Origin of the sequence: Streptomyces sp. KL2, from assembly GCF_046529545.1 — a bacterium.
Classification (GTDB): Bacteria; Actinomycetota; Actinomycetes; order Streptomycetales; family Streptomycetaceae; genus Streptomyces; species Streptomyces radiopugnans.
Genome location: NZ_CP127170.1, coordinates 381,404 through 398,983 on the forward strand (window position 1 = coordinate 381,404; position 17,580 = coordinate 398,983).

A 17,580-nucleotide genomic window follows, 5' to 3' on the forward strand; every position below is an offset into this window, starting at 1 on the left:
GGGTGGCTCCCGCGTCAGCCGCCGATGCCGTACGCGGCCGTACGCAGCGCCTCCACCGCCGCCCGGATGGACGGCCTGCGGTCGGCGTCCTCCCGCCAGACCGCGTAGACGTGCCGCTTCATCGGGTGCCGGACGGGGGCGACGGCCACCCCCTTCGGCAGCGGTCCGCGGCCGAGGCGGGGGGCGACGGCGACCCCGAGTCCGGCTCCGACCAGGGCGAGCTGGGTGTGGTGCTCCCCGGCCGTGTGGCACAGTCTGGGCTCGATGCCCTGGCCGCGCAGGGTGAACAGCAGCCAGTCGTGGCAGAACTCGCCCCCGGGCCAGGAGATCCACTCGTCGTCCGCGAAGTCCGCCAGTTCCACCGACTCGGCTCCGGCACGGGGGTGGCCGGCGGGCATCGCCACATCGGCCGGGTCGTCCAGGAGCGGCTCCTTGGCCAGTCCGCCGGGCAGGGACAGGGGGCGGTTGTGCCAGTCCAGGACGACCGCGAGGTCGATGTCCCCGCGCACCAGCGCCCGCACCGACTCCTCGGGCTCCATCTCCCGCATCCGGGCCCGTAGTCGGGGGTGGCCGGCTCGCAGTGCGGCCAGGGCGGCGGGGAACAGCCCCCGGGCGGCGGTGGGGAAGGCGCCGAGCAGCAGTTCGCCGACGGCCCGGCCGCGGTGCGCCTCCAGTTCGGCCTCGGCGAGTTCGAGCTGGGACAGGACGCGCCGGGCGTGCTCGGCGAGCAGGCGGCCGGCGTCGGTGAGCCGGACGCCGCGGCCGTTCCTGGCGAGCAGCTGCTGACCGGTCTCGCGCTCCAGTTTGGCCATCTGCTGGGAGACGGCCGAGGTGGTGACGTGCAGTCCCTCGGCCGCGCCGCTCACCGAGCCGTGGCGGGCGACGGCGTGGAGGATGCGTAGCCGGTCCAGGTTCAACATGTAAGCGATGCTAAGCGGTTCACTCCAGGATTTCTCGCTTGTTCTTAATCATTGAAGGCGCGATCGTTGACGCATGTCCGTCTCCACTCGCGTCGGTGCCGTGCCGGCTCCCGACTCCTCCGGCCCCACGGGTCCGTCCCCCGCCCCGACCGCCCCGGCCGTCCCGGCCCCTCCGGCAGCCCGTCGCCCGACCTCGGTCGACTGGCGCATCCGCTTCGCCGCCCTCAGCCTGATCTGGGGCTTCAGCTTCCTGCTGATCAAGGTCGGCACCCACGGCTTCGCCCCGCTCCAGGTCACCCTCGGACGCCTGGTGTTCGGCACGGCCGTCCTGGGCGCGGTGCTGCTGGCGCGGCGCGAACGGCTGCCGCGGGGCCTGCGCACCTGGGGGCATCTGGCGGTCGCGGCGTTCCTGCTGAACGCGCTGCCGTTCACCCTCTTCTCCTACGCGGAGCTGACCATCTCCTCCACCCTGGCGGGCATCTGCAACGCCACCACCCCGCTGTGGGGCATGCTGCTCTCCCTGGTCGCCCTCTCCGACGACCGGCCCACCAGGCGCCGGGTCGCCGGGCTCGGCATCGGTTTCGCGGGCGTCCTGACCGTGCTCGGCGCCTGGCAGGGCTTCGGCGGGCAGGACCCCGCCGGCACGGCCATGGCGCTGGTCGCCGCGCTCAGCTACGCGGTCGGCTGGGTGTACGTGCGCCGCACGCTGTCGGGCGCCGAGGGGTCCAACGTGGCGATGGCCGGCTCCCAGCTTCTGCTCGGCACTCTCCAACTGGCGCTGGTCACCCCTTTGTTCACCTCCTTCCCGGCCTCGTTCCCCGTCGGGCCGCTGCTGGCGGTCGCGGCGCTGGGCGCGCTGGGCACCGGGGTCGCCTTCCTGCTGCAGTACGGGCTGGTGGCGGAGGTGGGGCCGACCACGGCCACTTTGGTGACGTACTTCATCCCCGTGATCGCCACGGCGGCCGGAGTGGCGCTGCTGGACGAGCACCTGGCCTGGAGCACCCCCGTCGGCGCGCTGGTCGTGCTCGTCGGCGCCGCCCTCACACAGAGCCGGACGCGGGGCGCGCGGCCGTGACAGGCGGTACGGTTCAACCGTACCGCCGCGCCTCGCCGGGCCGGATCGCCGCCGCCACCGCGTCGGCGACCGGCCCGGCCTCGTCCTCGGACAGGGCCGAGACGGTCAGCCGGACTCCGGGCGGTGAGTCGATCCGGAAGCGGGCCCCGGGGGCGACGGCCCAGCCGGCCCGCAGCAGCCGGGCGACCGCGCCGGTCTCGTCGGGCACCGGCACCCACACGTTCATCCCGCTGCGTCCGTGCGCCTCCACACCGCGCGCGGCAAGCGCCTCGATCAGCGCGGTGCGGCGGCGCCCGTAGGAGCCGGCCACCTCGGCGGGGTCGATCGCCCGGCTCTCCCACAGGGCGGTGACGGTGTGCTGGAGCAGATGGCTGACCCAGCCGGGCCCCAGCCGCTGCCGTCCGCGCACCCGGTCGACGGTGACGGCATCGCCGGTCAGCACGGCCAGCCGCAGGTCGGGGCCGTACGCCTTGGCGGTGGAGCGCACCAGCGCCCAGTGGTCGGTCGGGCCGCCCTCGCCCGCCAGCGGGTGCAGGGGCAGATCGACGATGCCGTGGCCGTGGTCGTCCTCGATCAGCAGCACCCGGGGGTGTCCGGCCAGGACGCGGCGCAGTTCGCGGGCGCGCGGCGCGGAGACCGCGGCGCCGGTCGGGTTCTGGGCCCGGTCGGTGACGACCAGGGCCCGCGCACCCTGCCGCAGCGCCCGTTCGACCGCCTGAGGCAGCGGGCCGTCGTCGTCCAGGGCCACCGGGAGCGTCCGCAGGCCCAGCGCCGGGACGAGGTCCAGCAGGCTCCCCCATCCGGGGTCCTCCACGGCGACCGCGTCACCGGGTTTCAGATGGGCCGCCAGCACCCGTTCGATGGCGTCCAGCGATCCGGAGGCGGCGGCGACGGGGCCCGGTGGCACCGTGTCCGCGTCGAAGGCCGCCCGTGCCAGCCGGACCAGGTCGTCGGTGAGCCCCGGGGCGCCGTAGAGCGTGGGGTGCCGCTCGTGGCGCCGTGCGGCGGCGGCGAGCGCGGCGTTCAGCGAGGGCAGCAGCGCCGGGTCCGGGTTGCCCGTGGAGACGTCGCGCGCGCCTTCGGGCGCCTCGACGCCGATCGCCTCGCGGGCGGTGGTGGCCGGGCGCGGGCGCACCCGGCTGCCGCGCCGTCCGGCCGTCTCGATCACCCCGCGCTCGCGCAGGGTGCGGTAGGCGGCGGCGACCGTGTTGGGGTTCACGCCCAACTCCGCCGCCAGTTCCCGCATGGGAGGCAGCGGCCGCCCCGGCTCCAACTCCCCCGAGCCGACCCCTCGTTCCACACTGGCGGCGATTTCGGCGGCGCGCCGCCCTTCGATCCGATATCCTCCTAGCACAAAGCACAGTATGCACTAGTGCAATAAGAGGGAGCAAGTCGGCGAGCCCGGCCGCCAACGCATCAGAGGGAGTCGAGAACCATGTCCACCACCGCCCCCGGGGGCGCGTACGCCCCGACCGAGCGCACCGTTCCCACCCGTGGCCGCAAGCGCGCGGCGTACGACCGCGACCTGGTGCACGCGATCCTCGACGACGGCTGCCTGTGCCACCTCGGCTTCGTCCGCGACGGCGCACCGGTCGTCCTGCCGACGCTCTACGCCCGGGTCGGCGAGCGCCTGTACGTCCACGGTTCCACCGGCTCCCGGCCGCTGCGTGCGGCGGGCTCCTCCGATGCGGGGCTGCCCGTCTGCCTGACGGTGACGCATCTGGACGGACTGGTGCTGGCCCGCTCCGCCTTCCACCACTCGGTCAACTACCGCTCGGTGGTGGTGCACGGCACGGCGCGCCCGGTGCAGGACCCGGCAGAGCGGGCCACCGCCCTCGACGCCATCGTCGACCAGGCCGTCCCCGGGCGCTCGGCCGACTCGCGTCCGGCGGACGCGCGGGAGCTGGCCGCCACCGCCGTCGTGGCCCTGGATCTCGAGGAGGTCTCGGCGAAGGTCCGCACCGGCGGCCCGAACGACGAGCCGGAGGACCTCTCCCTCCCCCACTGGAGCGGCGTGGTGCCGGTGCGGAGGGCCTACGGCGCTCCCGTGCCGGCCGAGGACATGGCTCCGGGCGCCGCCGTGCCCGGCTACCTCGCCGCGCTCACCGCGCTCTGACGGACAGGCCGGCGGACGGTTCGGGGGCGGGTCGGGGGCGGGCGCGGGCGGAGGGACCGTCCGCACCCGCCCCGTCTTTCACGCTCCCGCTCTCACGCCCCGGCTCCTCCCCCGACGCCCCCGGTCCCCCCCACGCCCGCGCCCGCGGCCGCCGTGCGGCGCGCACCGGTGGCCAGCCGCGCCTCGGCGATCGCCAGCCCCGTCACGGCGGCGAGCAGCAGCGCGGTGCCCACGACGGTCGCCGCGGTCAGCCGCTCGCCCAGCAGCACGACGGCGATCACGGCCGCGCTCACCGGCTCGATGAGCATGATCACCGAGGCGGTCGCCGACCGTACGACCGCCGCCCCCGCGAAGTACAGCGCGTACGCCAGCGCCGTGGGCACGGCGGCGGTGTACGCCAGCAGGATCAGCACCCTCAGCGGGTCCTCCGCGGCGTGCGGCAGCAGCCCCTCGGCCAGCCCCAGCGGCAGCAGGCACACCGCGCCGACACCGAACGCCCAGGTGGTGGTGGAGTACGGGTCGCCGCCCGCACCGTTGCGGCCCATCCACCGGGTCAGCAGGGTGATGGCGGCGTAGCCGGAGGCGGACAGCAGCGCGAGGCCGACGCCCAGCGGCCGCACCGTCGTCTCGTCGCCCCCCAGGCACAGCACCGTCAGGCCGGCCAGCGCGCCGGCCACGGCCGCCAGACCGCCGCGCCCCAGCCGCTCGCCCATCGTCAGCCGGGCGCCGAGTGCGATGAGCACGGGACCGGCGCCGAGGGTGACGACCGTGCCGACGGCGAGTCCGGTGGCCTGGACCGCTGCGAAGTAGGCGGTCTGGAAGAGCGTCAGGCCCAGCCCGGTGGCCACGATCCGCCCCACCCGGCGGCGCCGCGGCTCGGGTGCGGCCGGAGCCGCCCGACCGGAGCGGCCGGAGCGGGCGGAGCGGCGCAGGGGGAGGAACGCCAGCAGCAGGGCGATCCCGCCGACGTAGCGCCAGAAGGACAGGGCGATCGGCCCCAGGTCGCTGGCGCGGTACAGCAGGGCGGCCGCGGCTCCGGCGGTGCCCCAGGCGACTCCGGCGACGACCAGGTAGAGCAGCCCGCGCCCGACGGACAGGCCGTCGGCGGGCGCGGAACCGTTTACGGAATCGCCGCTTCCGCCGATGGGCGCGGCAATGGACGGAGCAGAAGTGGGTTTCGACACGTGTGAGTTCTCCGCGTACGTCGGGAAGCTGTCATGTGGTCCCGTACGCGGGCAGCGATGACCTGCGCGGCGGCGCTGACGCCCCGGCGCGGTACTCCTCGGCAGCCCGCCCTAGACGGCGGGCGGGGGCAGCACGGTCGAATGCATGTCCGCACCCTACGGTGCGGGCACGTCCCGCGACAACCGCTCCCCCGCGTGCCCTCCCTCACCCGGGGTCCCGCCGGCGGCCGCCTCCGCCGTCCGCCGCGCGGCCGGGGCCGCGCCGCCCTCCGCGACCGGCGCGGCGGACGGCGCCGCGGGAGTGGCGCGCTGCGCGATGAACGCGCCCGCCAGCACCACCGCACCGCCGAACATCTGGACCGCCGACAGCCGCTCGTCCAGCAGCACCCAGGCCAGCACGGTGGCCACCACCGCCTCCAGACAGGCCACCACCCCCGCCACCTGCGGCGAGAGCCTGCGCACCGACACCACCCCGGTCAGATAGGCGGCCACGGTGGCCACCAGCACGATCCAGCCCAGCAGTACGGCCGCGGGCACCTGGACGCCGGCGCCGGATGACCAGACGCCCGTCAGCTCGGCCCGCCCGCCCAGCACCGACCACTCCATCTGCCAGGGCCGGGCGACGGCGGTGAGCACCAGCGCGCCGATGAGCAGTCCGTAGGCGATGACCCCCAGGGGATCGGGCGCCCCGCCTTTCCCCGAGTCGCCGGTCCCGTGGTCGGACAGGACGAAGTACCCGACCTGGCAGCAGGCGGCTCCCAGCGCCAGCAGCAGCCCCCAGACGTCGAAGCCGAGCCCGGCCCAGATCTCCACCACGCACGCCAGGCCGCCGACCGCGAGCACCACCCCGGCGCCCGCCGCCCGGCTCACCGGGCGGCGCTGGACGAAGCGCACCCAGCCCAGCACCAGCGCGGGCGCGAGGTACTCCACCAGCAGGGCGACCCCCACCGGGATGCGGGAGATGGCCGCGAAGTAGCACGCCTGCACGCCCGCGACGGCCAGCAGCCCGAACCCGGCCAGCAGTGCCGGGCGCCGCCGCAGCAGACCCCGGTGGCGCCAGGCCAGCGGCAGCAGCACCACGGCGGCGCCCGCGACTCTGAGCCAGGTGACGTGCAGGGGGTCGAGGCCGGCGTTGATCAGCGGCTTGGCCGCGGGACCGGAGCCGCCGAAGGCGACGGCGGAGACGAGGGCGAGGGTGAGGCCGGTGCTCGTCCTCGAAGGAGCGGACGGAGATGTCGGGGCATGCACCGGCCCATCATGGCAGCACCCGACAGGAGTGTCAGCGGCTGCGTCCCTGACAGAGCCGCAGGGGGCGGACCCCGGCGATCCGCGCAGCCGCTCCCACGGGATCGGAGGCGGGTGCGCAGGCGGGTGCGCAGGCGGAGGCCGCGGAGACGGGGGCGGGAGCGGGGACGGCACCCGCGCGGCGCAGCACCTCCACCGCCCGGCAGCACGGATCGGCCAGCAGCGCGTCCAGCAGGTCCGTGCCCTCCACCCGTACGCCGCCCCGCGCCCGCGCCCGCCGGAGCGCGCCTTCCAGGGCCGCCGCCGCGGCCGGGGAGCAGCCGGGAGCACCGCCCGGGGCGGTGGCCGGGGCGACCCCGGCCTCCCCCGCCGCGCCCTCCACCGCCCGCTGCCAGCGCAGCCCGTAGCCGATGCTGCGCTGCGCCAGATAGCCGAGGACCCGCGTCAGGCGTGCCGTACCGCCCAGGGCCTCGCGTACGGCCTGGTCCGACTCGACCAGGCCGTGCAGCAGATGGGCGGTGTCGACATGCCGGTCTCCGGCCCGCCCCGCACGGCGGCGCGCGCTCGACAGCGCCGCCGCCGGCCCCGGGCCGAGCGCGGCGCAGACCTCCGGTCTCCGCCCGGCCGGGGCCGGGCGGGACGTATGACTGTGCACGCTCCCCACCCCATCACCCCGCCGGCGCCCGGGCATCCGCGCCGAGGTCCATTCGCGCGTCCCCCCGCAGGCGGGGTGCCCGGCCCGCCGCCTCCTTCTCCGGGCGGAGGAACGGACGGCCCCGTTTCGCCCGGCCGTCTTCCGGGGACCCGTGGACAGCACAGCCGCCGACGGGTGCACCGGAAGGGAGACAGTGGCTCCATGACCGACACCGCCGCACAGACCGGGGACACCGGGCCGTCCGCCACGGGGGGCCTGCTCCACGGCGCGCAGCCGGACGTGGCGGGTGCCGCGGGCCACCGCGACCACCCGCAGCGTGTGGGCTTCTTCACCGACACCTCGATCTGCATCGGCTGCAAGGCGTGCGAGGTGGCGTGCAAGGAGTGGAACGCCGTGCCCGAGGACGGCCTGGAACTGACCGGCATGTCCTACGACAACTCCCAGGGGCTGAGCGCCTCCACCTGGAGGCATGTGGCCTTCATCGAGCAGCGCAAACCACTGGGGAGCCAGGAGACCGGTGTGGCGCACGGCCCCGTGGGCGGTGCCGGCGGCACGGAGGGCATGGGCGACCTCGACGTCTTCGCCGCCGCGGGGCGCCTGGGCGCCACGGTCCCCGAGCCGGGCGCCCCGACGGGGGCCGAGCCGGGCGCCCCCGCCGGCGAGGTCTCCCCGCTCGCGCCCGACGGGCGCACCGAACTGCGCTGGCTGATGGCCTCGGACGTGTGCAAGCACTGCACCCACGCGGCCTGCCTGGACGTGTGCCCCACGGGCTCGCTGTTCCGCACCGAGTTCGGCACCGTCGTCGTCCAGGAGGACATCTGCAACGGCTGCGGCTACTGCGTCCCGGCCTGCCCCTACGGGGTGATCGACCAGCGCAAGGGTGACGGCCGCGCCTGGAAGTGCACCCTGTGCTACGACCGGCTGGGTGCGGGGATGGAGCCGGCCTGCGCCAAGGCGTGCCCCACCGACTCCATCCAGTTCGGCCCGCTGGACGAACTGCGGGAGCGGGCCGCCGCCCGGGTCGCGCAACTGCACGCCGCCGGCGTGCCCGACGCCCGGCTGTACGGCGAGGACCCCGACGACGGCGTCGGCGGTGACGGCGCCTTCTTCCTGCTGCTGGACGAACCGGAGACCTACGGCCTGCCGCCCGACCCGGTGGTGACCACCCGTGACCTGCCGTCGATGTGGCGGCACGCGGCGGTGGCGGCGGCGGCGATGGCCGCCGGGGTGGCCGCCTGCTTCGCGGGGAGGCGCCGGTGAGCGCCCCGGAGCCGAACGTGCCGGAGGCCGGGTCCGGAGGACCGAACGCCCCCGACGGCCCCTACGGCCCCGGAGGAGCGGAGACCGGCGGCGGGCGCTCCGGCCGGACGGCCGCGACCGGCCAGGGCGGCGGCAGGCACCGCCGCAGGCGCGGGCGCGGGGAGCGGCCGGTCGTCCCCGAGGCCGAGTTCACCTCGTACTACGGCCTGCCGATCCTCAACCGGCCGACCTGGAAGACCCTCGACATCGCGGGCTACCTCTTCCTGGGCGGGCTGGCCGGGGGCTCCTCGCTGCTGGCCGCCGGGGCGCACGCCACCGGGCGCCGCACCCTGGCCAGGTCGGCGAAGATCGGGTCGCTGGGGGCCATCTCCGCCTCCACGGTGGCGCTGATCCACGACCTGGGGCGCCCCGGGCGCTTCTACAACATGCTGCGGGTCGCCAAGCCCACCTCGCCCATGAGCGTGGGTTCCTGGCTCCTGGCCGCCTACGGTCCGCTCGCCGGGGTGTCCGCCGTCACCGAGGCGACCGGCCTCTTCCGGCGCTCCGGCGCCGCGGCCACCGCCGGAGCGGCGGTGCTGGGCCCGGCCGTCGCCTCCTACACGGCCGTGCTGATCGCCGACACGGCCGTGCCGTCCTGGCACGAGGGCTACCGCGAACTGCCGTTCGCCTTCACCGGTTCGGGGGTCGCCGCGGCGGCCGGGCTGGGCATGCTCGCCGCTCCCGTGGAGCAGGCCGGCCCGGCTCGCCGCGCCGCCGTCTTCGGGGCCGCGCTCGAACTGGGCGCCACCGCGGTGATGACCCGCCGTATGGGCCTGGCCGCCGAGCCGCTGGAGCGGGGCAGGCCCGGAGCCCTGATGCGCGTCTCGAAGGCCCTCACCGCGGCCGGCGCGGCCGCCGGGCTGCTGGCCGGACGGCGCAGCCGGACGGGCGCGGCCCTCTCGGGCGCGGCCCTGCTGGCCGGTTCGGCGGCCCTGCGGTTCGGCGTCTTCACGGCGGGCGTGGCCTCCGCGGAGGACCCGAAGTACACGGTCCTGCCCCAGCGCGAACGGCTGCGGGCCCGGGCCCGGGAGCGCCGCCGCGAGACTTCCGGCGGCGGAACGGGCGGCGGAGGCGACGAGGACGGTGGAGGTGGCGAGGACGGTGGACCGGCGGGGTGAACGCCGGTTCGGCCGGTTTGGCGGACGCGGCCCCGGGTACCCCGGAAAGCCGGTGACAGGGTGGCCCGTGCCGTCCCCCGGCGGGGGCGGCACGGGCGGTCGCACTCAGGACCAGTGGCACGAGTTCAGCGAGGACGGCAGTCGTGGGCATCCGAACCTGGATCAACTCCTGGCCGGTCTACCGGCAGCTCACCGGTGACGATCCGCTGGGCCGCGGTGCCGCGGCCCGGAGCGAGTACACCGCGAACCTGACACCGCGGGTGGAGACCGCCGACAGGGTGGTGAAGTCCATCTGCCCCTACTGCGCGGTCGGCTGCGCCCAGAACGTCTACGTCGAGAACGGGAAGGTCACCCAGATCGAGGGCGACCCCGACTCCCCTGTCTCCCGGGGGCGGCTGTGCCCCAAGGGGTCGGCGAGCCTCCAGCTGACCACCGGTTCCGCCCGGGCCAAGCACGTCCTGTACCGGCGTCCCCGCGGCACCGAGTGGGAGCGGCTGGACCTGGACACGGCGATGGACATGATCGCCGACCGGGTGATCGAAGCGCGCCGGGCCGGCTGGCAGTGGGAGCACGAGGGCAAGCGGGTGCGGCGCACCATGGGCTTCGCCCACCTCGGCGGCGCGGCGCTCGACAACGAGGAGAACTACCTGATCAAGAAGCTGTTCACGGCGCTGGGCGCGGTGCAGATCGAGAATCAGGCCCGTATTTGACACTCCTCCACGGTCCCCAGTCTGGGGACCTCGTTCGGGCGCGGCGGCGCCAGCACCTTCCAGCAGGACCTGCAGAACTCGGACTGCATCGTCATCCAGGGTTCGAACATGGCCGAGTGCCACCCGGTGGGTTTCCAGTGGGTGATGGAGGCCAGGGCCCGCGGCGCGAAGGTGATCCACGTCGATCCGCGCTTCACCCGCACCAGCGCCATGTCCGACGTGCACGTGCCGTTGCGCGCGGGCAGTGACGTCGCGTTCCTGGGCGGGCTGGTCAACCACGTCCTGAGCAACGAGAAGTACTTCCGCGAGTACCTCCTGGCGTACACCAACGCCCCGGTGATCCTGCGGGAGGACTTCCGTGACACCGAGGACCTCGACGGCGTCTTCTCCGGCCTGGATCCGCAGGAGCGGATCTACGACGCGAGCACCTGGCAGTACGAGGGGATGGCGACGCAGGCGGCCTCCGGCCACCGGGAGGAGCACTACCCGAAGGTCACCACCGACAGCGAGAGCGAGATCTCCCACGAGGCCCGCGGCGAGTCCCACGGCTCCGGCGGGCCCGCCATCGGCGAGGGCGTGCCGCACCGGGACGAGACGCTCTCCCACCCCCGCTGCGTCTTCCAGGTGCTCAAGCGGCACTTCTCCCGCTACACCCCGGAGATGGTGGAGAAGGCCTGCGGGGTGCCGCGCGACCTCTTCGAGAAGGTCTGCGAGCTGGTCACCGAGAACTCGGGCCGGGACCGCACCACGGCGATCGCCTACGCCGTCGGCTGGACCCAGCACACCACCGGCGTCCAGAACATCCGCGCCGCCGCGATCCTGCAGACCCTGCTGGGCAACATGGGGCGGCCGGGCGGCGGCATCCTGGCCCTGCGCGGCCACGCCTCCATCCAGGGCTCCAGCGACATCCCGACGCTCTTCAACCTGCTGCCCGGGTACATCCCGATGCCGCACTCCCACACCGGCGAGGACCTCGACATGTTCATCGAGGCCGAGGCGGCGGACAAGGGCTACTGGGGCCACATGCGGGACTACATGGTGAGCCTGCTCAAGGCCTACTGGGGGGACGCGGCGACCGCGGACAACGACTTCTGCTTCGACTACCTGCCGCGCCTGACCGGTTCGCACAGCACCTACGACACCATCCAGCAGCAGCTGGACGGCGTGTGCCGGGGCTACTTCCTGATGGGCGAGAACCCCGCGGTCGGCTCGGCCAACGCCAGGCTGCAGCGGCTGGGCATGGCCAACCTGGACTGGCTGGTGGTGCGGGACTTCTCCCTGATCGAGAGCGCCACCTGGTGGAAGGACGGACCGGAGATCGAGTCGGGCGAGCTGCGCACCGAGGACATCGACACCGAGGTGTTCTTCCTGCCGGCGGCCTCGCACACCGAGAAGGACGGCAGCTTCACCAACACCCAGCGCATGGTCCAGTGGCACTACCAGGCGGTGGAGCCGGAGGGCGAGGCCCGCAGCGACCTGTGGTTCATGTACCACCTGGGCCGGATCATCCGGCGGAAGCTGGCCGGCTCCACCGAGGAGATGGACCGCCCCGTCCTGGACCTGGCCTGGGACTACCCGGTCAGGGGCGAGACCGCCGAGCCGGACGCCGAGGCCGTGCTCGCCGAGATCAACGGCTTCGACGCCGAGGGCAGGCCGCTGTCGTCCTACACCCAGCTGAAGGACGACGGCTCCACCTCCAGCGGCTGCTGGATCTACTGCGGCGTCTACGCCGACGGCGTCAACCAGGCGGCCCGCCGCAAGCCGGGCGGCGAGCAGAACTGGGTCGCCCCCGAGTGGGCGTGGGCGTGGCCCGCCAACCGGCGGATCCTGTACAACCGCGCCTCGGCCGATCCCGAGGGCAGGCCGTGGAGCGAGCGCAAGGCGCTGGTGTGGTGGGACGCGGACCGGGGGGAGTGGACCGGCCACGACGTCCCGGACTTCCCGGTCACCAGGCCCCCCGACCATGTGCCGCCGGAGGGTGCCAGGGGCGCCGAGGCCCTGTCGGGCACGGACGCCTTCATCATGCAGGCGGACGGCAAGGCGTGGCTGTACGCGCCCACGGGGCTGATGGACGGGCCGCTGCCGGCGCACTACGAGCCGCAGGAGTCGCCGTTCACCAACCCCTTCTACGGTCAGCAGCGCAACCCGGTGCGGGAGTTCCTGGTGCGGCACCCGTACAACCGGTTCCAGCCCAGCGGAGCGGAGCCGGGCTCGGAGGTCTTCCCGTACGTGGTCACCACCTACCGGCTCACCGAGCACCACACCGCGGGCGGCATGTCCCGCTGGCAGCCGTACCTGGCCGAGCTCCAGCCGGAGTTCTTCTGCGAGGTGTCACCGGAGCTGGCGGCCGAGCGGGGACTGGAGCACCTGGGCTGGGCGACGGTGGTCAGCGCCCGGACCGCGATCGAGGCGCGGGTGCTGGTGACCGACCGGATGTCGCCGATCCGGGTCCAGGGCCGGACGCTGCACCAGATCGGGCTCCCCTACCACTGGGGACCCAACGGCTACACGCGCGGGGACGCCGCCAACGAACTGCTCCACCTGGCCGTGGACCCCAATGTGCACATCCAGGAGACCAAGGCGCTGGCGTGCGACATCCGTCCCGGCCGCAGGCCGCGCGGGCCGGCCCTGCTGGACCTGGTGCGCGAGTACCGGGTGCGGGCGGGCATCACCGAGGAGACCGGTACGCAGATGTGACGTGCCGCCGGCGCGGACCCGCCCGCGCCGGCGGCGCCCCGTCAGCGGATCACCAGCGCGTGCTCGCCGGCCGCGGTCAGCTCGCCGATCACGGGCGCGCCGGGGATCTCCCCCGCCACCAGCAGACCGCCGGAGGTCTGGGCGTCGGCCAGCAGCAGCCGGGTGTGCTCGTCCGCGGAGCCGAAGTCGGTGTGCGGGGCGACCCAGTCGAGGTTGCGGCGGGTGCCGCCGCTGACGTAGCCGTCGCGGACCGCCTCCCGTGCTCCGTCCAGATAGGGGACGGCCGATGAGTCCACCACGGCGGTCACCCCCGAGGCACGCGCCATCTTGTACAGGTGGCCCAGCAGCCCGAAACCGGTGACGTCCGTGGCGCACCTCGCTCCCGCCGCCAGGGCCGCCTCCGCGGCGTCCCGGTTGAGGGCCGCCATGGTCTCCACCGCGTGCCCGAAGAACTCGCCGGTAGCCTTGTGCCGGTTGTTGAGCACGCCCAGGCCCAGCGGCTTGGTCAGCGACAGCGGCACCCCCGGCCGCCCGGCGTCGTTGCGCAGCAGCCTGTCCGGATCGGCGATCCCGGTGACGGCCATGCCGTACTTGGGCTCGACGTCGTCGACGCTGTGGCCGCCGCCGACGTGGCAGCCCGCCTGCCCGGCGACCTCCAGCCCGCCTCTGAGCACCTCCCGCGCCAGCTCGAACGGCAGCTTCCCGCGCGGCCAGCCCAGCAGGTTCACCGCCACCAGGGGACGGCCGCCCATGGCGTACACGTCCGACAGCGCGTTGGCGGCGGCGATGCGCCCCCAGTGGTAGGGGTCGTCCACCACGGGGGTGAAGAAGTCGGCGGTGACGACGACGGCGGGCCCTCCCCCCGGCCCGGGCAGGCGTACGGCGGCCGCGTCGTCGCCGGTGTCCAGCCCGACCAGCAGTTCGCCGGCGGGCTCGGCCGCGGGCCGGATCCCCGTCAGCCCGGCCACGGCGTCCTCGAGTTCGCCGGGCGGGATCTTGCAGGCGCAGCCGCCGCCGTGCGCGTACCGGGTCAGCCGTACGGGCGCGTCCACCGCGCCGCTGTTGCGGTGGACGTCCGTCTCGTTCCGGGTGTACATCACGGTCCCCTCTCACCGGCCCGTGCCGGGCGTCGCGGCACTGACTGCCCCGCCGCCACCGGCCGAAACGCCGGGGGAGGAGATTGACTCCCTCCGAGCCCCGGCGTTTGGATGATCCACGTCCGGGGCACCAGTGCCCCGGCGGCATGGAGGCGTAAGGGTGCCTGGTGGCCCTCCCGGTCTTCAAAACCGAGGTGCCCGAGGATCTCGGGCAGGTGGGTTCGATTCCCATCCGCCTCCGCCGGCCGCCTTCCCAAGCCGCTCGGCCGGGCCCGCGGCACGGTTCTCCAGGACCCACCGGTAGGACGGCAGGCAGGATGCGGCGGCGGCCGGCCGCACGGGCCGCCGTCGGAAGGGCCCCCTCTCGGCGGTACGGACCACCGAGCGCCCCCCATGCCACTGGCACCGGCTCTCCGTGCCCTGTCCCGGACGCCCGCTCAGGAGCGGTTCCGGCGCCGTCAGTCCGGCAGGGGTCCCGCACCGGGAGGCGTCGCCTGCTCCGGTCCGCTGCCGAGCGCGCCCGCCCGGCGGCGCAGGACGGCGGCGGCCGCCGCCGTGCTCGCCGCGAAGGCGGCCGCCATCACCCAGGGGCGGTTGAGGCGGTGGCCCAGCGCGTGGTCCAGTGAGTGGCGACCCGGGCCGGTGATGCTCAGGCAGGTGGCGACGAACCCCAGGAAGGCCGGGTACTCGTAGCCGCCCTCGGTGACGAAGAAGCCCGCCGGGGCGTGGACCGACACCGCACCCGTCATGGTCCCCGCGACCGCCGCTCCCGCGGCCGGCGTGGCCAGACCCAGGGCCAGCAGCACGCCGCCGCCGGCCTCGGCCAGCCCGGCGGCGAGCGCGCTGGTCCTGCCGGGAGTGAAGCCCATGTACTCCATCGCCTCCCGGGTGCCCTCCAGGCCGTGCCCGCCGAACCAGCCGAAGAGCTTCTGGGCGCCGTGCGCGAACAGGACACCGCCCGTGCCCGCTCTGAGGACGAGCAGTCCCAGGTCGCCGCGGTCGATCGGGGGCACGGGCATGAAGATCACCTCTCCGGGGTCAGGTCGCCCTCCCCAGCCTCACCCCTGCCCGGTTCTCCCACCACTTCCCGGGCCCGTTCGGGGCAGCCGCGGCCCGGGTTCACAGCACGGCCCGCCACAGGGCGAGGGCGGCGGCTGCCACCGCGGCGACCACCGAGACGGCCAGGACCAGCAGCAGGATCAGGATCACCCCCGCCAGGACGCCCGCGAGCGCACGGGTGGCACGGCTGCGCTCCGAGTGGGCCGAACGGGTGCGTTCCCCGAGCCCGGTGCGCTCCCCGCGCCGTACGGACCGGCCGCGGTCGCCGTGCTCGTCGCACACGGCGACGGCCAGGGCCGCGAGGTAGCGCAGCCGCTCCGGGGGGAGCGGCTCGACCAGTTCCGGGCCCAGTTGCCGTTCGACCGCCACGACGCGGGGGTCCCCGTCGTTGATGAGCCTGCGCGCACGCGTACCGGTTCTCCCGCCGATGGCGTCGCCGGGCCGGTGGTCGGGGTGGTGGTCGGACATCGGCAGGCCCCCTCCTCGCACTGATGCTTCGCGCAGGGAGCGTAGTGGGCAGGCGCGGCCGGCGGGGCGGCACGGTGCGTTCCGCTCCCCTCCCGCCGGCGCACCGGGTACCGCCGCCCGGTGCGTCAGCCGCCCGGTGCGCCGGCCGCCCGGCCGGCCGGAGGTCCGCAACGCCGCCGGGTGTTGTCCAGGCGGACCGTCAGACCGCGCGCGTCCAGGTGCTCCAGCAGGGGGATCACGACCCGGCGCGTGGTGTCCAGGGCGCGGCGCGCCTCGCTGGTGGTGAAGGGCTGCTCCAGCCGGGCCAGCAGTCCGGCGGCCCGGGTGTCGGCGCCGGGCAGCAGCACGATCCCGTCGCCGACCCGGAGCAGCTCGCCCGCGGCGACGGCGGCGGCGACCGCGTCAGGGGTGAGGCCGAGTTCCGCCAGCCGGTGCGCCTCAGGGGCGCGGAAGGGTGCGGTGCCCAGCTCGGCGCGCACGGCGTCCACCGCCTTGCGCACCCGGGGCGGCAACCGGGGCCGTGCGGCGCTGCCGTAGATCCGGCCGTCGCGGTACTCCAGGGACGGCCGGGGCGCGGCGTCCACCAGGGCACGGACGAGGGCGCGTTCGGGAAGGCCGAGGGCGCGGCGGGCGGCCTCGGCGGGCAGCCCCGGGCCCATCGGCTGCCGGGCCGCGTGCTCCTCCACCGCCCGCACCAGCGCGCGCCGCAGCCCGGCCCAGTGGCCGGGGTCGGCGAGCCAGTCCCCGGCGACGGGTTCGTACGGGGGGCGCACCCCCATCGCCAGCAGTTCGGCGCCCCGTACCAGTCCCCGGCGCCGCACCTGGGCCGCGCCGTCCGGTGCGCCGGTGGCCGTCTCCAGCTCGCGGGCCCTGGCCCGTCCCGCGCCGCGCCGCTCCAGCCGGGGCGGGCGGACGTCGAGCACGGTGATCCCGGCGGGGATCCGGTGCCGCCCGGGATCCCGCAGCAGCGCCGTGTCGCCCACCCGCAGCGGCAGCGGGCGCTCCAGGGTCAGGCGCGCGGTCTCCGTCCCCAGCGGCCGTACGGCGGCGGGGACGGCGGCGGAGCCGACGTGCAGCACCAGATGCCGGGGCAGGTCGGCCGCCGGGTCGCCGTGCAGCCGTACGTCCAGCAGGCCGGTGGTGAGCCAGCGGCCCGGGGTGAGCAGGGCCTCGCCGCGCCGCAGCGCCTCGGCCCCGGCGCCGTGCACGTTGACCGCGACGCGGGCGACCGCGCCCACCTCCTCGCGGTCCTCCTTGAGGGACTGCAGTCCGCGTACACGGACCACCGCCCGGCCGTCGGAGGCGAGGGCTAGGCGGTCGCCGGTGCGGATCGTGCCCGCGGCGAGGGTGCCGGTCACCACGGTGCCGCGGCCGCGCACGGTGAAGGAGCGGTCCACCCACAGACGTACGTCGGCGGCCCGGTCGGGTCCGGGCAGCGCGGCGGTCAGCCGGACCAGGGCGGCGCGCAGCTCGTCCAGTCCCGCGCCGGTGACGGCGCTGACGGGCACGGCCTCGACCTTGCCCAGTGAGGTCTCGGCGATCCTGGCGAGCGCGTCGTCGCGGACCGGGCCGGGGTCGGCGAGATCTGCGCGGGTGACGGCGAGTACGCCGTGCCGCACCCGCAGCGCGTCCAGGACGGCGAGGTGCTCCTCGGACTGCGGCTGCCAGCCCTGGTCGGCGGCGACGGCGATCAGGACGGCGGGCACGGGCCCGACTCCGGCCAGCATGTTGCCGACCAGTTTCTCGTGGCCGGGCACGTCGACGAAGGCGACCTGTCCGGCCCCGGGCAGGGACGTCCACACGAAGCCCAGGTCGAGGGTGAGGCCGCGGCGGCGCTCCTCCTCCCATCGGTCGGGCTCCATGCCGGTCAGCGCGCGTACGAGGGTCGACTTGCCGTGGTCGACGTGGCCGGCGGTGGCGATGACGTGCACGTCCCC

Annotated in this window: 14 protein-coding genes and 1 tRNA gene; 6 read left to right on the forward strand and 9 right to left on the reverse strand. The window is 75.3% G+C overall.

Annotated elements, in window-relative coordinates:
• Window positions 1-14: 14 nt before the first annotated feature.
• Window positions 15-920, reverse strand: a complete 906-nt coding sequence (locus QPK52_RS01815) for a LysR family transcriptional regulator (protein ID WP_410535111.1) — start codon at window positions 918-920, stop codon at window positions 15-17.
• Window positions 921-993: 73 nt separating this feature from the next.
• Between QPK52_RS01815 and QPK52_RS01820 the strand changes: the two genes are divergently transcribed.
• Entirely contained in the window at window positions 994-1,995 is a 1,002-nt protein-coding gene (locus tag QPK52_RS01820) for a DMT family transporter (protein ID WP_410535113.1), read from the forward strand.
• A 13-nt stretch (window positions 1,996-2,008) separates the two neighbouring features.
• On the opposite strand, the gene QPK52_RS01825 is transcribed toward QPK52_RS01820, so the two are convergent.
• Window positions 2,009-3,349 carry an aminotransferase class I/II-fold pyridoxal phosphate-dependent enzyme gene (locus QPK52_RS01825; protein ID WP_410535115.1) on the reverse strand — a complete coding sequence of 447 codons (1,341 nt, stop codon included), beginning with the start codon at window positions 3,347-3,349 and terminating at the stop codon, window positions 2,009-2,011.
• Window positions 3,350-3,430: 81 nt separating this feature from the next.
• Between QPK52_RS01825 and QPK52_RS01830 the strand changes: the two genes are divergently transcribed.
• Window positions 3,431-4,111, forward strand: a complete 681-nt coding sequence (locus QPK52_RS01830) for a pyridoxamine 5'-phosphate oxidase family protein (RefSeq protein WP_410535117.1) — start codon at window positions 3,431-3,433, stop codon at window positions 4,109-4,111.
• A 92-nt stretch (window positions 4,112-4,203) separates the two neighbouring features.
• Here the strand turns inward: QPK52_RS01830 and QPK52_RS01835 are convergent, their stop codons facing one another.
• The 3 genes from QPK52_RS01835 to QPK52_RS01845 form a co-directional block, all read right to left on the reverse strand.
• On the reverse strand, window positions 4,204-5,268 hold the full coding sequence (locus tag QPK52_RS01835; protein WP_410540159.1) for a DMT family transporter: 1,065 nt from the start codon (window positions 5,266-5,268) through the stop codon (window positions 4,204-4,206).
• A 183-nt stretch (window positions 5,269-5,451) separates the two neighbouring features.
• On the reverse strand, window positions 5,452-6,543 hold the full coding sequence (locus QPK52_RS01840) for an EamA family transporter (protein ID WP_410535118.1): 1,092 nt from the start codon (window positions 6,541-6,543) through the stop codon (window positions 5,452-5,454).
• 31 nt (window positions 6,544-6,574) lie between these two features.
• Complete coding sequence (locus tag QPK52_RS01845) at window positions 6,575-7,195, reverse strand: peptidase (protein WP_410535120.1); 621 nt, start codon at window positions 7,193-7,195, stop codon at window positions 6,575-6,577.
• Between the two features lie 201 nt (window positions 7,196-7,396).
• Between QPK52_RS01845 and QPK52_RS01850 the strand changes: the two genes are divergently transcribed.
• The 3 genes from QPK52_RS01850 (at window position 7,397) to fdh (ending at window position 13,019) form a co-directional block, all read left to right on the forward strand.
• Window positions 7,397-8,455: a 4Fe-4S dicluster domain-containing protein gene (locus tag QPK52_RS01850; protein WP_410535121.1), complete on the forward strand. Its 1,059-nt coding sequence runs from the start codon at window positions 7,397-7,399 to the stop codon at window positions 8,453-8,455.
• Window positions 8,452-9,612, forward strand: a complete 1,161-nt coding sequence (gene nrfD, locus QPK52_RS01855; protein ID WP_410535122.1) for an NrfD/PsrC family molybdoenzyme membrane anchor subunit — start codon at window positions 8,452-8,454, stop codon at window positions 9,610-9,612. Before QPK52_RS01850 ends, nrfD begins: the two co-directional genes overlap by 4 nt.
• 143 nt (window positions 9,613-9,755) lie before the next feature.
• On the forward strand, window positions 9,756-13,019 hold the full coding sequence (gene fdh / locus QPK52_RS01860; RefSeq protein WP_410535123.1) for a formate dehydrogenase: 3,264 nt from the start codon (window positions 9,756-9,758) through the stop codon (window positions 13,017-13,019).
• A gap of 41 nt (window positions 13,020-13,060) precedes the next feature.
• Here fdh and selD read toward each other — a convergent pair whose 3' ends face one another.
• Entirely contained in the window at window positions 13,061-14,116 is a 1,056-nt protein-coding gene (gene selD / locus QPK52_RS01865) for a selenide, water dikinase SelD (RefSeq protein ID WP_410535124.1), read from the reverse strand.
• A 148-nt stretch (window positions 14,117-14,264) separates the two neighbouring features.
• On the opposite strand from selD, the gene QPK52_RS01870 reads away from it, so the two are divergent.
• A tRNA-Sec gene (locus tag QPK52_RS01870) sits at window positions 14,265-14,357 on the forward strand.
• 217 nt (window positions 14,358-14,574) lie between these two features.
• Here the strand turns inward: QPK52_RS01870 and QPK52_RS01875 are convergent.
• The 3 genes from QPK52_RS01875 to QPK52_RS01885 form a co-directional block, all read right to left on the reverse strand.
• Entirely contained in the window at window positions 14,575-15,135 is a 561-nt protein-coding gene (locus tag QPK52_RS01875; protein WP_410535125.1) for a DoxX family protein, read from the reverse strand.
• A gap of 100 nt (window positions 15,136-15,235) precedes the next feature.
• Window positions 15,236-15,643, reverse strand: coding sequence for a hypothetical protein (locus QPK52_RS01880; protein WP_410535126.1), 408 nt, complete (start codon window positions 15,641-15,643; stop codon window positions 15,236-15,238).
• 125 nt (window positions 15,644-15,768) lie between these two features.
• A complete protein-coding gene (locus QPK52_RS01885; RefSeq protein WP_410540160.1) occupies window positions 15,769-17,574 on the reverse strand; it encodes a SelB C-terminal domain-containing protein in 1,806 nt (601 codons plus the stop codon).
• Window positions 17,575-17,580: the final 6 nt, after the last annotated feature.